Here is a 15,318-nt window from a genome sequence, read left to right on the forward strand (position 1 = left end):
ATCAGGCGAGCGGCAGGTTGTACCCACGCTCGCGCAGGATCGGCAGCAGGTGCTCCTCGACCTGCTGGACGCCCTTGTGCGGGTCGAAGAAGCACAGCGCGAACTGGCCGACGCCCGCCTCGTAGAGCTCGATGAGCTGGTCCGCGACCGACGCGTAGGAGCCGAAGAGCTGGAAGGCGCCCATGCCCATCCCCATGCTCTCGTAGTGCTCCTGGCCGAGGCCGAGGTACGGGTCCTGGGTGGCGCCGGACGTCGCCCGGGCGTCGCCGTACACGTCGTCGGCGATGTCCGGGTTGTCGCTCTTGAGGATGTGGCCGCTGCGGGTCAGCCAGGTCTCGATGGCGCCGCGGTCGATCTGCTCGGTCATCCAGGCGACCGTCTCGGCGGCGGCCGCGTCGGTCTCGTCCATGATGACATAGCACATGGCGGCGATGCGGACCTGGCGTCCGTGCTCGGCGGCCATGGCGTGGATCTTCTGCGCCTTCTCGCGGTAGGTCTCGACGGTGTTGCCCGCGGTGATGAAGAGCGCGTCGCACTGGCGGGTCGCGTAGTCGAGGCCGATGTCGGACGCCGCTGCGCAGATCAGCAGGGGGCGGGGCCGGCTGGTGGCGCGGGGGCGGACCTGGGCGCCGTAGAGCTGGAAGTACTCGCCCTCGAAGTCGACGGGCTCGTCGGAGGTCCACAGCAGCTTGAGGGCCGTGGTCATCTCGTCGGCGATCGCGTACCGGATCTCCTGGGAGGGCGGACCCTCGAGGCCGAACTGGGCGTAGTCGACGGCGTTCTGGCCGGCGACGATGTTGACGCCGAGGCGGCCGCCGGAGACGTGGTCGATCGAGGCGGTCACCTTCGCGATGAGCAGGGGCGAGATCTCGTAGCCGACGTGGATCGTCGAGTAGATGCCGATCCGGTCGGTGACGGCGGCCGAGGTCGCCGCCGCCGTCGCCCAGTCGAGGCCGTCGTCGTTCCAGCCGGTCTCGCCCTCGTAGCCGCTCCACATGCCGTACTGGAGCTGGCTGTCGAAGCCGGCCCGCTCGATGCCGCGCATCAGCGCGGACGACGACGGCCACCTCCAGAAGTCGCGGAGCCGGTCGGTGTCGGAGAGGACCGCCTTGCTGGCGGACAGGCCGCTGCTGACGTTCCAGGCGAAGAGGGACAGGTGCAGGTGGCGGTCGCCACCGAGGTCCGGCTGGCCCCCGGGGTCGAAGGGACCCCGGAGGACCGGTGCGGTCGTGCCGGGCCGCGCGCCGCGCGGTCGTGCTGCCATGAGGAGATGCTCCTTCGGTACGTCGATCGGTCGGTTCAGGCGAGCGAGATCTCGTCCCAGCGCAGGCCGTTGAGGCCGATGCCGGTGGCGTCCTGGACTGCGCCGGTGAACTTCGCGCTGTGGGCATCGATGATGTTGCGACGGCCCCAGACCAGCCAGGGTCCGTCCTCGTAGATGACCCGGCTGGCCTCGTGCATCAGGCGCTCGTAGTCCTCCTGCGGGCTGGCGAGCGCCTGGTTGAAGAGCCGCTCGAACTCCGGGTTGTAGTAGGAGGTGTTGTTGAAGTACGTGTCCTTGGTCCAGCAGTACGCGCCGTTGGTGTACATCGTCTGGGTGAAGAGGTAGTCGTTCTTCATCTGGGACGTGACGTAGTCCTCGGAGCCGTAGAACTGCGCCAGGTCGGTGACCTTGTCGAGGGTCACGCTGACGCCCGCCTTCTTCGCCTCCTGGGCGAACGCCTCGGCGGCGGCGATCTGGCCGGGCACGACCTCGCCGACGCGCAGGGAGATCTTCATGCCCTCCTTGCCGGCGGCCTTGAGCAGCGACTTCGCCTGGTCGATGTCCTGCTCGCGGGCGGCCAGGTCCGGATCGGTGCCCTTGTCCCACTCGGACCAGCAGCCGAGGTCGTTGCCCACTGACCCGTAGCCGCTGTACGCCGAGTCGACCATCAGCTGGCGGTCGACGATGAGCTTCATGGCCAGGCGCACGTTCGGGTCCTCGAACTGGTCGCCCTTGCCGCTGCGCATCGCGAACGGCTCGAAGGCTCCGGTCTCGGAGATGAGGACCGCGAGGTCCTTGTTCTTCTCGGCCTGGGCGACCAGGGACGGGGCCAGGTTGTTGAGGCCGTCGATCTGGCCGCTGACCAGCGCGTTGAAGCGCGCGGTCCCGCTGTCGGCGAAGCTGACCAGCTCGATCCGGTCCAGGTAGGGCATGTTGTCGCGGAAGTAGTTGTCGAAGCGCTCGGCGACGAACCGCTGCCCGGGCTGGTAGCTCACGTACTTGAAGGGGCCGGTGCCCATCGGGTTCTGCGGGTCGAAGTCGACCGGGATGACGGCGGCCGGGAGCTCCTGGAAGACCTCGCGCAGCTGGGAGTTCGGCGTCTTGAGGTTCAGCCGGATCGTGCGCTTGTCCATCTTCTTGATCTGGGCGGGGTCGACGCACGACATCAGACCGGAGATGAAGCCCGGGTCCTTGGGGTCGAGGATGTGCCGGATGCTGAAGATCAGGTCGTCGGCGTCCAGGGTCTTGCCGTGGTGGAACTCCACCCCGTCGAGGAGCCGGATCGTCCAGACGCCCTGGTCCTTGCCCTCGGGCTCGAAGATCTCCGCCAGCCGCATCTCCTGGCCGAAGTCGTGGCCCTCCGCGACCAAGGTGCTGAACAGGGCGGCGGTGATGGAGCCGCTGCTCCCGACCGCGGAGTGCGGGTTCATCGAGTCGCTCGAGTTGGCGTCCTGGGGCGCGAACCGGAAGGTGCCGCCGCGCTTGCGCTCGCCCGACGGGCCGGCGGTGGCGCCACGCGTCGTCCCCGGCCGGTCGTTGGACGACGGCGACGACGAGCAGGCCGATGCCAGGGCTGTGGTGGCCGACAGGGCGAGCGCCCCGCGCAGAAGGCGACGACGGGTGAGCAGCGAGCCGAAGGGGTCCTGCATGGCTGTGTCCTCTCTGTACAGACCTGGTGCTATGCCCGCGAGGCGGGATGCAGTCGCGGCAGACTCGGTGTGTCTTCCAGGAGCCGCTGGGTGTAGGGATGCTCCGGGTGGTCCAGCACCCGGTCGACGTCGCCGAGCTCGACGATCGTTCCGGCGTCGAGGACGGCGACGTGGTCGCAGATCGCCCGGACGACGCCGAGGTTGTGGGTGACGAAGAGCAGCGTCAGGTCGCTCTTGCGGCGCAGCTGCTCGATGAGCAGCAGGATCGAGGCCTGCACCGACACGTCGAGCGACGACGTGATCTCGTCGCAGATGAGCAGCTCCGGCGTGGTCGCGAGGGCGCGGGCCACCGTGGCCCGCTGCCGCTCGCCGCCGCTGAGCTGGGCCGGGAAGCTGTCGATCAGCCTCGGGTTGAGCGCGACGTCCGCGAGCAGCTCCTGCACCCGCTCGCGCCGCGCCGCACGGCTTTCGGTCAGGCCGAGCACCCGCATCGGCTCCTCGATCGACTCGCCGATCGTGCTGCGCGGGTTGAGGGCGGAGGTCGCGTTCTGGAAGACGTACTGCACCCGGAGCCGGTCCGCACGGCTGCGCTTGCGGGCGCCGAGGGGGAGCGGGGCCCCGCCGAGCAGGATCCGCCCGGAGGCCTCGGTGTGCAGGCCGCCGATGGTGCGGGCGAGGGTGCTCTTGCCGCTGCCGGACTCACCGACCAGACCCATCACCGCGCCGCGGGGGACGGTCAGGTCGATGCCGTCGAGCACCTTGATGCCCCCGTACGACGCGCGGAGGCCCTCGATCACGAGGTGCTCGGCGGCGGTCGGCGGCACGGGGGCCGCCACGGTCGCCGGAGCCGTCGGCTCGACAGGGATCGGCTGCACCTGCGTGGTCTTGAGGCAGCGCGCCGTGTGTGCGGGGGAGACCTCGACGACCGGGATCTCGCCGGTGGTGCACTCCGGCCCGGCCAGCTCGCAGCGCGGGGCGAAGACGCAGCCGGCCGGCCGGTCGCGCACGCCGCTGACGCCGGCCTTGATCGGGTGCAGCGAACGGCGCCGCCGGGGGTCGGGGATCGCCTCGCCGAGAGCGCGGGCGTACGGGTGCGCGGGGGAGGCGGTGACCTCCTCGGCGGTGCCCGCCTCGACGACGCGACCGGAGTACATGACGACGATGCGGTCGGCGAGGCCGCTGACGGCGGCGATGTCGTGGCTGACGAAGACGCCGGCGGTCCGGTGCGACCGGCACAGGTTGCGCACCGCCTCGAGGACGTGGGCCTGGGTCGTCACGTCGAGGCCGGTCGTCGGCTCGTCGAGGACGGCGACCCGCGGCTCGCACAGGAAGGCCATCGCGATGGTCACCCGCTGCTGCTGGCCGCCGGAGAGCTGGTGCGGGTAGCGCCGGAGGAAGCGGCGGTCGGTCGAGAGCTTGACCTCGCCGAGGATCCGGGAGATCCGCGCGTCCTGCTCGGCGCGATCGGTGACGCCGTGCGCCTCGAGCGTCTCGCGCAGCTGCGTCCCGAGCCGGAGGGCCGGGTTGAGCGCGCCGCCCGGGTCCTGCGGGACGTAGGCGACGACGCCGCCGCGGTAGCGCCGCAGCTGCTGGCGGCTCAACCCGATCAGCTCCTCGCCGTCGACGGTGATGGAGCCGCCCGTGACGCTGGCGCCCGCGCGGGTGTAGCCGAGCAGGCTGGTGAGCACGGTGGTCTTGCCGCAGCCGGACTCGCCGATCACGCCGAGGATCTCGCCGGGCGCGACCTCGAAGGAGATGTCGCGGACGATGTCGGTCTCGGTGCCGTCGAGGTCGACCCGGAGGTCGCGGACGACGAGCACGGGCTCCTCGGGAGCGTCGCCGGTGGAGTCGTTCATGCCTGGCCTTCCTTGGCGAGGTCGACGCCGGCCGCACGGCCGAACGCGTCGGTGAGGAGGTTGACGCCGATGGTGGCGAGGGCGAGGGCGAGCACGGGGGCCAGCACGGGCAGCGGCGTGGAGATCAGGTTGATCTGGTTCTCCTGCACCATCGAGCCCCAGTCGGCGGCGGGCGGCCGGCGCCCGTAGCCCAGGTAGGCGAGCGCGCCGATGAAGCCGATGGAGTAGGCCATCCGGATGCCGAACTGCACCATGACCGGCGCGACCATGTTGGCGAGGAGCTGCCGGGTCAGGATCCGCAGGCGCGGCACGCCGATCATCTCGGCGTACTGCACGAAGCCGCGGCTGGTCAGTCCGAGCGTGGCGCTCTCGACGACCCGGGCGACCGGAGGTACGTGGGTCGAGGCGACGGTCAGCAGGATCAGCCAGGGCTTGGGGCCCAGGATGCTCATGAACACCAGGGCCAGCAGGATCGGGGGGAACGACAGCAGCACGTCGAGCGAGCGCATGACGACCTGACCCGTGATCCCGCGCAGGTAGCCGGAGAGCAGGCCGAGCGCGGTCCCCACGACGACGCCGCTCGTGGTCGCGAGGAAGGCGAGGACCAGGATCAGCGAGCCACCGTCGAGGAAGCGGCTGAGCACGTCACGCCCGAGGTAGTCGGTGCCGAGCGGGTACCCCGCGCCGGGCGTCGCGAAGGGCGGTCCGACGATCGCCTCCGGGTCCTGCGGTGTGGCGAACGGGCCGATGACGGCGATGCCGACCGTGACCAGGACCAGCAGCAGCCCGAGCTTCCCGAGGTGCGAGCGCAGCGTGCCGCGCAGGAGACCGCCCTGGCGCTGCCGGGCCGCGCGCGGGGCGGTGGGGACGGTGCCGGACATGAGGGGAGAGGCGTCGGCGGTCATCGGGTGCCCTTCCGCAGGGTCGGGGTCAGGGCGAGGGTGCCGAGGTCGGCGACGATGTTGACCGCGATGTAGAAGGCGGCCAGCAGGCACGTGATCACCTGGATCACCGGGATGTCGCGGCTGCCGACGGCGGACACGAGGGCCAGGCCGACGCCGGGGAACTGGAAGACGGTCTCGATCACGACGATGCCGCCGGCCAGCCAGGCCAGCGACTGCGCGACGACCTGGAGGGTCGGGCCGGCGATGTTGGGGAGGGCGTGGCGCAGGACGATCCGGCGCTCGGGCAGGCCCTTGAGGCGCGCCATCCGGACGTGGTCGCTCTCGAGCTCCTCGATCATGCACGCGCGCACGGTGCGCGCGACGTACGGCATGACGAGCAGGACGAGCGTCAGGACCGGCAGCACGAAGAGCTTCCACTGCGCGACCAGCGACTGGTTGGGGTCCAGCCCGGAGGTGGCGGGCAGCACCGGGACCACGTTGGTCGCCAGCAGGGCGATCAGGCCGACCGCGAGCACGAACTCGGGCAGGGAGTTGATGAGGAGCATCGCGAACGAGACGACGTGGTCGCCGGCCTTGTCGCGCCGCGTCGCGGTGTAGATGCCCAGGCCGACGGCGATCGGCATCGAGATGAGGGCGGCCACGAGCATCAGCACGAGGGTGTTGACCACCCGGCCGCCGATCAGGTCGGACACGGTGGTCGGCGCGGAGAACGAGCTGCCGAAGTCGCCGGTCAGCGTGTTCCCCAGCCAGGTCAGGTACTGCGAGACCAGCGGCGCGTCCAGGTTGAAGCGCTCCCGGAACGACTCGAGCCCCTGGGGGGTCGCGTTGCGTCCGAGCGCTGCGACCGCGGCGTCACCCGGCAGTGCCTGGGTGGCCAGGAAGACCAGGACCGAGACCGCGAACAGCGACGGCACGGCCAGGGCGAGGCGCCCCAGCATCATGCGTGTCATGAAACCTCCCGTGAACATCCATACCGGTTGGTTTGGGAGTTTAGGGACGCTCGGTCGGACGTGTCAACGATCACATTCGGATCGGTCGGTTCGTCCCCCGAAAAGCGCACGGCGGCCCGGCCGGGGATCCGGCCGGGCCGCCGTGGGGCGGGTGCTGCGGGGTCAGCCGAGGGCGGCCCGGACCCGCGGGAGGACCTCGTCGGCGAGCAGGCGCAGCGTGCGCTCGACGTGCTCGTCGGCCTCGTTGAGGTACGGCGAGAGCAGCCAGTGCCGGATGCCTCGCTCGCGCGAGATGGCGATCATCTTCTCGGCGACCGTCTCCGGCGAGCCGATCATCAGGTGGTCGCGGTCGAAGAGCAGGTCGAACGGCTCGGCGTCCCGGACCGCCGGGTCGTCGGCGTCCTCGCCCTTGTCGAGCCAGATGCCCAGGCCGCGGACCTTGGTGATGAAGTCGACGTTCTCGCGGACCTCCTGCTCGACCAGCGCCCGTGCCTCGGCGTCGGTCGGCGCGATCAGGCAGCCGCGCAGGATGGCGCACGCGTCCTCGAGGCCCTCGGCCGCCGGCCCGGCGACCTCCTTCTCGGCCCGGAAGGTCGCGTTGAGGTCGTCGAGGACCGAGCGCGTCGGGAACCAGGTGATCACGTTCAGGCCCTGGTGCGCGGCGGCGCCGAACCCGCTGGGGGTGTCGGTGACGGTGTACAGCGGCGGGCCGCCCGGCTGGGCGGGCTGCGGGATGATCGCGAGACCGGTGATCCGGCCGTCGGGACCGGTGTACTCCTCGGCGGCCCCCGGCCACTTCGTGTCGGGGTGGGGGAAGGTGAACCGCTCGCTCTTCCAGGAGAACGGGTGCTCGGTCCACGCCGCGCGGACCATGTCGAGGCGCTCGGCGAAGATGGCCTTGCTGACCTCGTCGTTCTTGCGGTCGGCCTCGGCGTTGAGGTTGATGATCTCGGCCTGGAGGATGCCCCGGCTGAAGGCCACGTCGAGGCGGCCGTCGGTCATGTGGTCGAGCATCGCCAGGTCCTCGGCCAGCCGGACGGGGTGCCAGGCCGGCAGGATCACGGCGGCGATGCCGATCCGGATCCGTGCGGTACGACGCGCCAGGTCGGCCATCAGCATGACCGGGTTGGGGGACTGGTCGATGCCCATGTGGTCGAAGTGGTGCTCGCCGAGCCAGAAGCCGTCGATACCGAGCTCGTCGGCGAGCGTGATCCGCTGCCGGGCCCGTTCGAGGACGTCGCGCCACGGCAGACCGTCCTCGTTCGAGAGCGCGTGCAGGATGTCGACTCGGACCACCAGGTGTTTCCTCCTCGGGAGCGACCTCAGCCCACTGAGGCCGGATGTGTCGCGCGGGGGTGCCGCGGTGGTGGCGAACGTAACATACGGATCGGTCGGTATGCTATCTTTCCGGTCCCCCGTCTACCGTCGACGGAGCTGCGGAAGGAGCGAGTCGGTGCGCGAACCCCACGACCAGCGGTGGTACCGAGAGGTGCTCGGGCAGTACCCGACCGGCGTCTGCGTGGTCACGGCCGCCGAGGCCGACGGCACGCCGGTCGGATTCGTGGTCGGCTCCTTCACCTCGGTCTCGCTCGACCCGCCACTGGTCGCGTTCTTCCCCGACAAGTCGTCGACGACCTGGCCGCGGATCCGCCGCCTGGGCCACTTCTGCGTCAACATCCTCAGCGCCGAGCAGGAGCAGCTCTGTCGCCGGTTCGCGGTCAGCGGTGGCGACAAGTTCGCCGGCGTCCGGACCCAGCCCGCGCCGTCGGGTGCGCCGATCCTCGAGGGTGCGGTCGGCTGGATCGACTGCGACATCGACTCGGTCACCGAGGCCGGTGACCACTACGTCGTCCTCGGCCGGGTGGCCGCGCTCGACATCGGCAGCCCGTCCCTGCCGCTGCTCTTCTTCCAGGGTGGGTACGGCCGGTTCGCGCCGTTGTCCCTCGCCGCGGCCAGCTCGCACGGTGCGCTGCCCGAGCAGCTGCGCGAGGTCGACCTGGTCCGCTCCGAGATGGAGCAGGTCGCCGACGAGCTCGGCGGCCGCTGCCTGGTCACCGCCGTGGTCGGCGACGAGATCGTCGTCCTCGGCAGCGCCGGCAGTGCCCACGCGGGCTCCCGCGCGACCCTGGTCGGCCTGCGGCTGCCCTTCACGCCGCCCAACGGCGGTGCCCTCGCGGCGTGGCTGGACGCCGACGAGATCGAGCGCTGGCTCAAGGTGCTGCCGGTCGCCGAGCGCGACGCCCAGCGTCGCAAGCTGGACCGGATCCGCGAGCGCGGCTACTCGCTCGGCCTGATGAACGACGCCCAGCGTGAGTTCGCCACCGCCCTGAGCCGGCTCGCCGTCGACCCGGCGGCGGTCGAGTCCGGCGACCTGCGCACCCTGATGACCCGGCTCAACTACGACCCGGAGGACGACGCGAGCGCCGAGGCCCGGCGTTCGGTCCGGGTCATCGCCGCCCCGGTGTTCGGCGCCGGGGGCGAGGTCCGCCTGGCCTTCACGCTCTACGGCTTCTCGCGCCCCCACGAGCGCGGCGGCATCGAGGCGTACGTCGACCGGGTCTGCGCCGCCGCGCGCCGCGCCTCGGCCGCGCTCGGTGCCGGCTGACCCGTCCGACCAGCACGAAGGCTCCCTCGCCGCCGGCGAGGGAGCCTTCGTCGTCGCGGGGGTCAGCCCAGGTTGAGCTGGACGACCTTGAGCTCGGTGAAGATCTCCTCCATCGGGTAGCGGCCCTGGATCTTGCCGATGCCGCTGAGCTTGCCGGAGAAGCCGCCGACGGGGACGTGGCCCTCGACGTCGCCGGGGCGGGAGTTCACGTTCATCATGCCGGTGGGCGCCTTCTCCGCGAACCGCAGGCCGCGGCCCAGGTCGCGGGTGTAGACCGACGAGCCGAGGCCGTACGGCGACGCCTTCATCAGCTCCAGCGCCTCCTCGTCCGAGGAGATCCGCTGCAGCGGGGCGACCGGGCCGAAGGTCTCCTCGACGGCGACCGACATCGCCTCGGTGACGTCGGCGAGCACGGTGGGCTGCCAGTAGAGATCGGTCGGGAAGCCCGTGGCGCGCGCCACCGGTGAGCACCTTGGCGCCGGCCTCGATCGCCGAGGCGATGTGGCGCTCGACCTTGCCGGACAGGACCTCGTTGTTGAGCGGTCCCATCGTGGTGGTCTCGTCGAAGGGCAGGCCGACCACGATCCGGTCGCGCACCTCCTCGGTGAGGCGCGCGGCGAACTCGTCGTAGATCGCGTCGTGGACCAGGAACCGGCCGGCCGCGATGCACGATTGCCCCGCGGCGCCGTACGCCGAGGAGACGGCGTCGGGCACGACCTTGTCGAGGTCCGCGTCGTCGAGCACGATGAACGGTCCGTTGCCGCCGAGCTCGATGAGCTGGGCCTTGCCGGCCGCACGGGCCGCGACCCGCTGTCCGGTCGCGACGGAGCCGGTGAAGGCGACCACCTGGACGTCGGGGTGCCCGGTGAGGGCGTCGCCGACGACGGCGCCGGCTCCGGTCACCAGGTTCACGACGCCCGGCGGGAAGCCGGCGGCCTCGAAGCACTTGATCCACTCGTGCTCGATCAGCGTGGTCGAGGGCGCGGGGAGCGCCACGACCGTGTTGCCGGTGACGAGCGCGGGCGCGAGCTGGCCGGACGCGGTGCCGAGGGGGAAGTTCCAGGGCTGGATCGTCGCGACCACGCCCCGCGGCACCCGGTAGGTGTACGCGCGGCGGTTCGTGTCGGCGAGGGGGATGATGCTGCCGCCGTCGAGGTGCTTGGCGATCTCGACCGCGACCCGGAAGTTGTTGGCCGACTCGTCGACCTCGGGGAGCGCCTCGAGGTGGTAGGGCTTGCCCTGCTCGAGCGCGAGCAGCCGGCCGAGCTCCTCGCGGCGCCGGGTGATCTCGGTGATCAGGCGCTCGACGTACGCGCAACGCTCGAAGACGCTCAGCGCGGACCAGTCCGCGAAGGCCCGGCGGGCGGCGGCGACCGCGCGGTCGACGTCCTCGGCGGTGCCGAGCGCGAAGCTGCCGACCGTCTCGCCGGTCGCCGGACTGATGGACTCCTGCCGCTCGGACCCGGTCGAATCGACGAACCGGCCGTCGATGAACGGGCCCGCGTCGACGCGGGGGACTAGCGTGCTCATGGGGTACCCACACCTCGCTCGTGACTCTTCCGATGTACAAACCTACTGGTCGGAATGTAGACCGGCGGGTCATGCCGGTCAAGGGTCCGCCCTCCTGCCAGCGTAGGTTCCCGAGCGAGCGGGATTTTGCGGGAAGTGCCTATTGACGGTCGTCCGGGCGCCGTTCCATACTCTGCATACCAACCGGTTCGTTTGGTTCTCGAGGCGCAACGAGCCACGACGGTCCACGACCATCTGGAGGAAACGTGAAGAGCATGAATGGGCGCCGTGCCGCCGCGGCCGTGCTGGCATCCCTGGCCCTCGGCGCCTCGGCCTGCTCGGTGTCGACCACCAAGGACGACGCGGACGCGGGCAAGAGCGGGACGTCGAAGATCGCGCTCCCCGGCGACATCGCGAAGCAGGGCTACCTGGACGTCGGGTCCTACTTCAACTACCCGCCGTACACGCTCCCCGACGGCAACGACCTGGGTGGCATCGAGGCCGACCTGATGCGCGCGGTCGCCAAGGAGCTCGGGCTCGAGGTCCGCTTCCACGACCTCGCCTTCGAGGCGATGATCCCGTCGGTCGTCAACGGCCGCAGCGACGTCCTGGTCGGCCCCCTCGCGGACAGCGAGGAGCGGCGCAAGGAGGTGACGTTCGTCGACACCCTCAACACGCAGATGAGCATGCTCGTCCAGAACGGCAACCCGAAGAACGTCGACCCCAGCGATGTCTGCGGGCTGACCGCGGGCGAGGCGGCCGGCAGCCTGCAGGAGTCGGTCCTCAAGAAGGTCGCGGCCAACTGTGAGGCCGCGGGCAAGCCGAAGCTCACCCTGCTCTCGTTCGGCGAGGTCAGCCAGCCGTTCCTGTCGGTCAAGAACGGCCGGATCGACTTCACGCTGCAGGACCCGGCCGTCGCGGCGTACACCGACGAGCAGGACGACGAGCTCGAGCTCGTCGAGGGGCACCTGGCCGAGGACGCCCCGGTGCGCCAGGGCTGGGTGGTCGCGAAGGACAACCAGGTGCTCGCCGAGGCCTTCGCCGCGGCGATCGAGAAGCTCGCCGAGGACGGCACCTGGCAGGCCATCCTCGACAAGGCCGGCCTGAAGGACGCGACCAACCTTCCGCCGACCATCAACTCCCAGCCGGTCGACGCGAGCTGATGAACAGGGCAGGCTCGGAGACTGTGCGAGAACGAGAGATCCAGGTCCTCAGCGACGATCCCGGCGCGCTGCCGCTCGTCCCGCGACGGCACCCCGGCCGGTGGCTCGCCGCCGCCGTGGTGGCCCTCCTCCTGGCGTCGCTGCTGCTGACCCTGGCGTCGACGGAGACGCTCCAGTGGGACGTCGTGGGCGACTACCTGTTCAGCGCGGACGTGCTGAAGGGCGTGCGCAACACGATCCTGATGACCATCCTCTGCATGGTCCTCGGCATGGCGCTCGGCACGATGATCGCGGTCATGCGGCTCTCGCCGAACCCGGTGCTCTCGGGGGTCGCCTCGCTCTACCAGTGGTTCTTCCGCGGTACGCCGACGCTGGTCCAGCTCATCTTCTGGTTCAACCTGTCGTCGATCTTCCCCGCGTTCTTCCTCAAGGTCGGCAGCGTCACGCTGGTCGACATCGACACCAACCAGGCGATGACCCCTCTGGTGGCGGCGATCCTGGGCCTGGGCCTCAACTTCGGTGCCTACTACTCCGAGGTCGTGCGGGCCGGCATCCTGTCGGTCGACGAGGGCCAGTCGGACGCCGCCGCGGCGTTCGGGCTCAGCCGGTACCAGACGCTGCGCCACATCGTGCTCCCGCAGGCGATGCGGGTGATCATCCCGCCGACGGGCAACGAGCTCATCGGCATGCTCAAGTGGACCTCGCTGGCCAGCATCGTCGGCTACACCGAGCTGCTGCGCAGCGTGGGCAACGTCTACAACGTGACCTACCAGGTCATCCCGCTGCTCATCGTGGCCGCGCTCTGGTACCTGTTCCTGACCACGGTGCTCACGATCGGCCAGTACTTCCTGGAGAAGCGGTTCGCCCGCGGCTCCACCCGCTCCGTCGTCCAGTCGCCGTACGCACGGCTCTGGCGACGCCTCAAGGGAAGGGCGGTGACCCCCGCATGACGACCCTGGAGACCTCGGTGACCGAGACCCCGACCGAGCGCCCGATGGTGTCGGCGCGCTCGGTGAGCAAGCACTACGGGCACCTGCGCGTGCTCGAGGACATCTCGCTGGACGTCGCCCGGGGCGAGGTCGTGGCGCTGCTCGGCCCCTCGGGGGCCGGGAAGAGCACGTTCCTGCGCTGCATCAACCACCTCGAGCGCATCAACGGTGGCCGGCTGCTGGTCGACGGCGAGGTGATCGGCTACAAGCAGCGCGGCGGGAAGCTGCACGAGATGCACGGGCGCGAGCTCGAGCGGCAGCGGTCCCAGATGGGCATGGTGTTCCAGCACTTCAACCTCTACCCGCACATGACGGCGGAGCAGAACGTCAGCTTCGCGCCGATCAACGTCCACAAGAAGCCGGCGGCCCAGGCGCGGGAGCGGAGTTTGCAGCTCCTGGAGCGGGTGGGTCTGGGCGGCAAGGAGAAGAAGTACCCGCGGCAGCTCTCCGGTGGTGAGCAGCAGCGGGTGGCGATCGCGCGGGCCCTGGCCATCGACCCCAAGGTGATGCTCTTCGACGAGCCCACCAGCGCCCTCGACCCCGAGCTGGTCGGCGAGGTGCTGGAGGTGATCCGGGGCGTCGCCGACTCCGGGATGACGATGCTCATCGTCACCCACGAGATCGACTTCGCCAGCAAGGTCGCCGACCGCGTGGTCTTCATGGACCGCGGCGTGGTCGTCGAGCAGGGACCGCCGTCCCAGGTGCTGGAGAACCCGCAGGAGGAGCGGACCAAGGCCTTCCTGCGCCGGGTCCTGTGAGCGCCACCGAGCCCGTCGTCGAGGACGCCGTCGGCGAGGTGGCCCCCAACCCCCTCTGGTACGACGACGCCCGGGTCGGCCTGCGCTACGCGACGGCCGCCCGCACCATCGCCGAGGCCGACGTGGTCGCGTTCTCCGGTCTGTCCGGGGACCACCACGAGGTCCACACCAACGCCGAGCTGATGCGGGCCAGCCCGTGGGGCGAGCGGCTCGTGCACGGGGCCCTCGTGGTCTCGCTGGTCACGGGTCTGCGCAGCCGCACCGGCCGGTTCGACGAGAGCATCGTGGCCCTCGCCGAGATCCGCGCCTGGCGCTTCACGGCGCCGGTGCTGATCGGCGACACCATCCGGGTGCACAGCGAGATCGTCGAGGTGCGCGACGTGCGCACCGGCGACCGCGGCTTCGTGGTCGAGCGGATCGAGGTCCGCAACCAGCGTGGAGAGACAGTCCAGCACGGTGACATGGTCACCCTGCTCAAGCGGAGGAGCGTGACATGAGGGTGCGAGCCACCCGCGCGGAGGACCGGACGGCACTGCGCCCTCTCGGGGACGAGGCCGGCTCGGCCGAGGAGGGCGTCGTCTTCGTCGCCGACCGCGACCTGGCCGACTGGCCGGCGGTCGAGGAGGAGCTGACCGAGGCGTTCCGGCTGGCGCAGGAGGCGTCGGTCGCGGGAGCCCCGGTGGTCTTCGTCGTCGACAGCGACGCGATGCTCGGCCGGGCCACGCCGCTGGACTCCATGGTCGCCACCGGTCTGGTGTCCGGTGCGCGCACGCTGGCCTTCGAGGGTCTGCGCAAGGAGCGGTACGTCGGCATCGTCGCCACCGACCGCAGCGAGTCCGCCGGCAGCCTCGGCGAGGCGGTGCACTTCGCGATCGCGTCCCGTGCCGGCCACGGCCAGGTCATCACGCTCGGCACCGGCCACGCGGGGGCGATGTTCCCGTGAGCGCGCCGCACAGCACGCACCGCGCCGCCGTCGTGACCGGCGCCGCCCGCGGCATCGGCCGCGAGATCGCGATCGAGCTCGCGGCCGCGGGCCACCTCCCGGTGCTCGTCGACGTGAGCGAGCAGGTCGCGCTGACCGCCCAGGAGCTCGGGGGCGTCGCCGTCCGCGCCGACCTCACCACCGCCGAGGGCCGTGCGGCGGTCCGCACGGCGGTCGACGGGCTCGACGTACCGCTCACGCTGCTCGTCAACAACGCCGGGATCACCCGCGACCGGCTCATCGGGAAGATGACCGAGGAGGACTTCCGTGCCGTCCTGCGGGTCAACCTCGGTGCTACGTACGAGCTGACGGCCGCGCTGGCCGACCGGATCGCCGACGGTGGTGCGGTGGTCAACCTGAGCTCGCGCGCCCAGCTCGGCAACGTCGGCCAGTTCAACTACGCCGTCTCGAAGGGCGGCGTCATCGGGTGCACCCGGGCGCTCGCCCTGGCCCACGCGCCGCGGCTGCGCGTCAACGCGGTGGCTCCGGGGTTCATCGCCTCCGAGATGACCGCCGCCATGCCGGACGAGGTGCGCGAGCGCGTCGTCGCGTCCGTGCCGCTGGGCCGGGCCGGGCAGCCTGCCGACATCGCGCAGACCGTGCGCTGGCTCGGGTCGTCCGAGGCCGGCTACGTGACCGGCCAGGTCATCTACGTCTGCGGCGGCCGCAGCTTCGGCTGAGCGGCCCT

The 15,318-nt window shown here is 70.9% G+C and carries 14 protein-coding genes and 1 pseudogene; 7 read left to right on the forward strand and 8 right to left on the reverse strand.

The features are described from left to right. Nucleotide 1: 1 nt before the first annotated feature. The 6 genes from M0M48_RS26665 to M0M48_RS26690 all read right to left on the reverse strand — a co-directional run bounded on the left by M0M48_RS26665 (nt 2) and on the right by M0M48_RS26690 (nt 7,920). Complete coding sequence (locus tag M0M48_RS26665; protein WP_257753442.1) at nt 2–1,264, reverse strand: LLM class flavin-dependent oxidoreductase; 1,263 nt, start codon at nt 1,262–1,264, stop codon at nt 2–4. 35 nt (nt 1,265–1,299) lie between these two features. Further along, nucleotides 1,300–2,913, reverse strand: coding sequence for an ABC transporter substrate-binding protein (locus tag M0M48_RS26670; protein WP_257753443.1), 1,614 nt, complete (start codon nt 2,911–2,913; stop codon nt 1,300–1,302). A 29-nt stretch (nt 2,914–2,942) separates the two neighbouring features. After that, entirely contained in the window at nt 2,943–4,769 is a 1,827-nt protein-coding gene (locus M0M48_RS26675) for an ABC transporter ATP-binding protein (protein ID WP_257753444.1), read from the reverse strand. Next, nucleotides 4,766–5,674: an ABC transporter permease gene (locus M0M48_RS26680; protein WP_257753445.1), complete on the reverse strand. Its 909-nt coding sequence runs from the start codon at nt 5,672–5,674 to the stop codon at nt 4,766–4,768. The genes M0M48_RS26675 and M0M48_RS26680 overlap by 4 nt, the downstream gene beginning before the upstream one ends. Further along, nucleotides 5,671–6,624, reverse strand: coding sequence for an ABC transporter permease (locus M0M48_RS26685; protein WP_257759275.1), 954 nt, complete (start codon nt 6,622–6,624; stop codon nt 5,671–5,673). Before M0M48_RS26685 ends, M0M48_RS26680 begins: the two co-directional genes overlap by 4 nt. 162 nt (nt 6,625–6,786) lie before the next feature. Next, entirely contained in the window at nt 6,787–7,920 is a 1,134-nt protein-coding gene (locus M0M48_RS26690; RefSeq protein ID WP_257753447.1) for an LLM class flavin-dependent oxidoreductase, read from the reverse strand. A gap of 157 nt (nt 7,921–8,077) precedes the next feature. Here M0M48_RS26690 and M0M48_RS26695 point away from each other — a divergent pair, with 157 nt between their 5' ends. Further along, nucleotides 8,078–9,229, forward strand: coding sequence for a flavin reductase (locus tag M0M48_RS26695; RefSeq protein ID WP_257753448.1), 1,152 nt, complete (start codon nt 8,078–8,080; stop codon nt 9,227–9,229). A gap of 62 nt (nt 9,230–9,291) precedes the next feature. On the opposite strand, the gene M0M48_RS26700 is transcribed toward M0M48_RS26695, so the two are convergent. Continuing rightward, nucleotides 9,292–9,690 (reverse strand): aldehyde dehydrogenase family protein, encoded by a 399-nt coding sequence (locus M0M48_RS26700; RefSeq protein WP_257753449.1) that lies wholly within the window; start codon nt 9,688–9,690, stop codon nt 9,292–9,294. Nucleotides 9,691–9,739: 49 nt separating this feature from the next. Then, a pseudogene (locus M0M48_RS31125) lies at nt 9,740–10,759 on the reverse strand (aldehyde dehydrogenase family protein); the annotation flags it as partial. A gap of 254 nt (nt 10,760–11,013) precedes the next feature. Between M0M48_RS31125 and M0M48_RS26710 the strand changes: the two are divergent. From M0M48_RS26710 to M0M48_RS26735, 6 genes are read left to right on the forward strand one after another with little or no spacing between them, the layout of a single operon-like run. Further along, nucleotides 11,014–11,901, forward strand: a complete 888-nt coding sequence (locus tag M0M48_RS26710) for an ABC transporter substrate-binding protein (RefSeq protein WP_257753451.1) — start codon at nt 11,014–11,016, stop codon at nt 11,899–11,901. Nucleotides 11,902–11,924: 23 nt separating this feature from the next. Then, a complete protein-coding gene (locus M0M48_RS26715) occupies nt 11,925–12,851 on the forward strand; it encodes an amino acid ABC transporter permease (protein ID WP_257753452.1) in 927 nt (308 codons plus the stop codon). Further along, nucleotides 12,848–13,648: an amino acid ABC transporter ATP-binding protein gene (locus tag M0M48_RS26720; RefSeq protein ID WP_308220348.1), complete on the forward strand. Its 801-nt coding sequence runs from the start codon at nt 12,848–12,850 to the stop codon at nt 13,646–13,648. Before M0M48_RS26715 ends, M0M48_RS26720 begins: the two co-directional genes overlap by 4 nt. Then, a complete protein-coding gene (locus M0M48_RS26725; RefSeq protein WP_257753453.1) occupies nt 13,645–14,145 on the forward strand; it encodes a MaoC/PaaZ C-terminal domain-containing protein in 501 nt (166 codons plus the stop codon). Before M0M48_RS26720 ends, M0M48_RS26725 begins: the two co-directional genes overlap by 4 nt. Then, complete coding sequence (locus M0M48_RS26730; RefSeq protein WP_257753454.1) at nt 14,142–14,591, forward strand: hypothetical protein; 450 nt, start codon at nt 14,142–14,144, stop codon at nt 14,589–14,591. Before M0M48_RS26725 ends, M0M48_RS26730 begins: the two co-directional genes overlap by 4 nt. Then, the gene (locus M0M48_RS26735) at nt 14,588–15,310 is read left to right on the forward strand and encodes an SDR family oxidoreductase (protein ID WP_257753455.1); all 723 of its coding nucleotides are present in this window, start codon (nt 14,588–14,590) and stop codon (nt 15,308–15,310) included. Before M0M48_RS26730 ends, M0M48_RS26735 begins: the two co-directional genes overlap by 4 nt. Nucleotides 15,311–15,318: the final 8 nt, after the last annotated feature.

The organism is Pimelobacter simplex (genome assembly GCF_024662235.1).
GTDB lineage: Bacteria > Actinomycetota > Actinomycetes > Propionibacteriales > Nocardioidaceae > Nocardioides.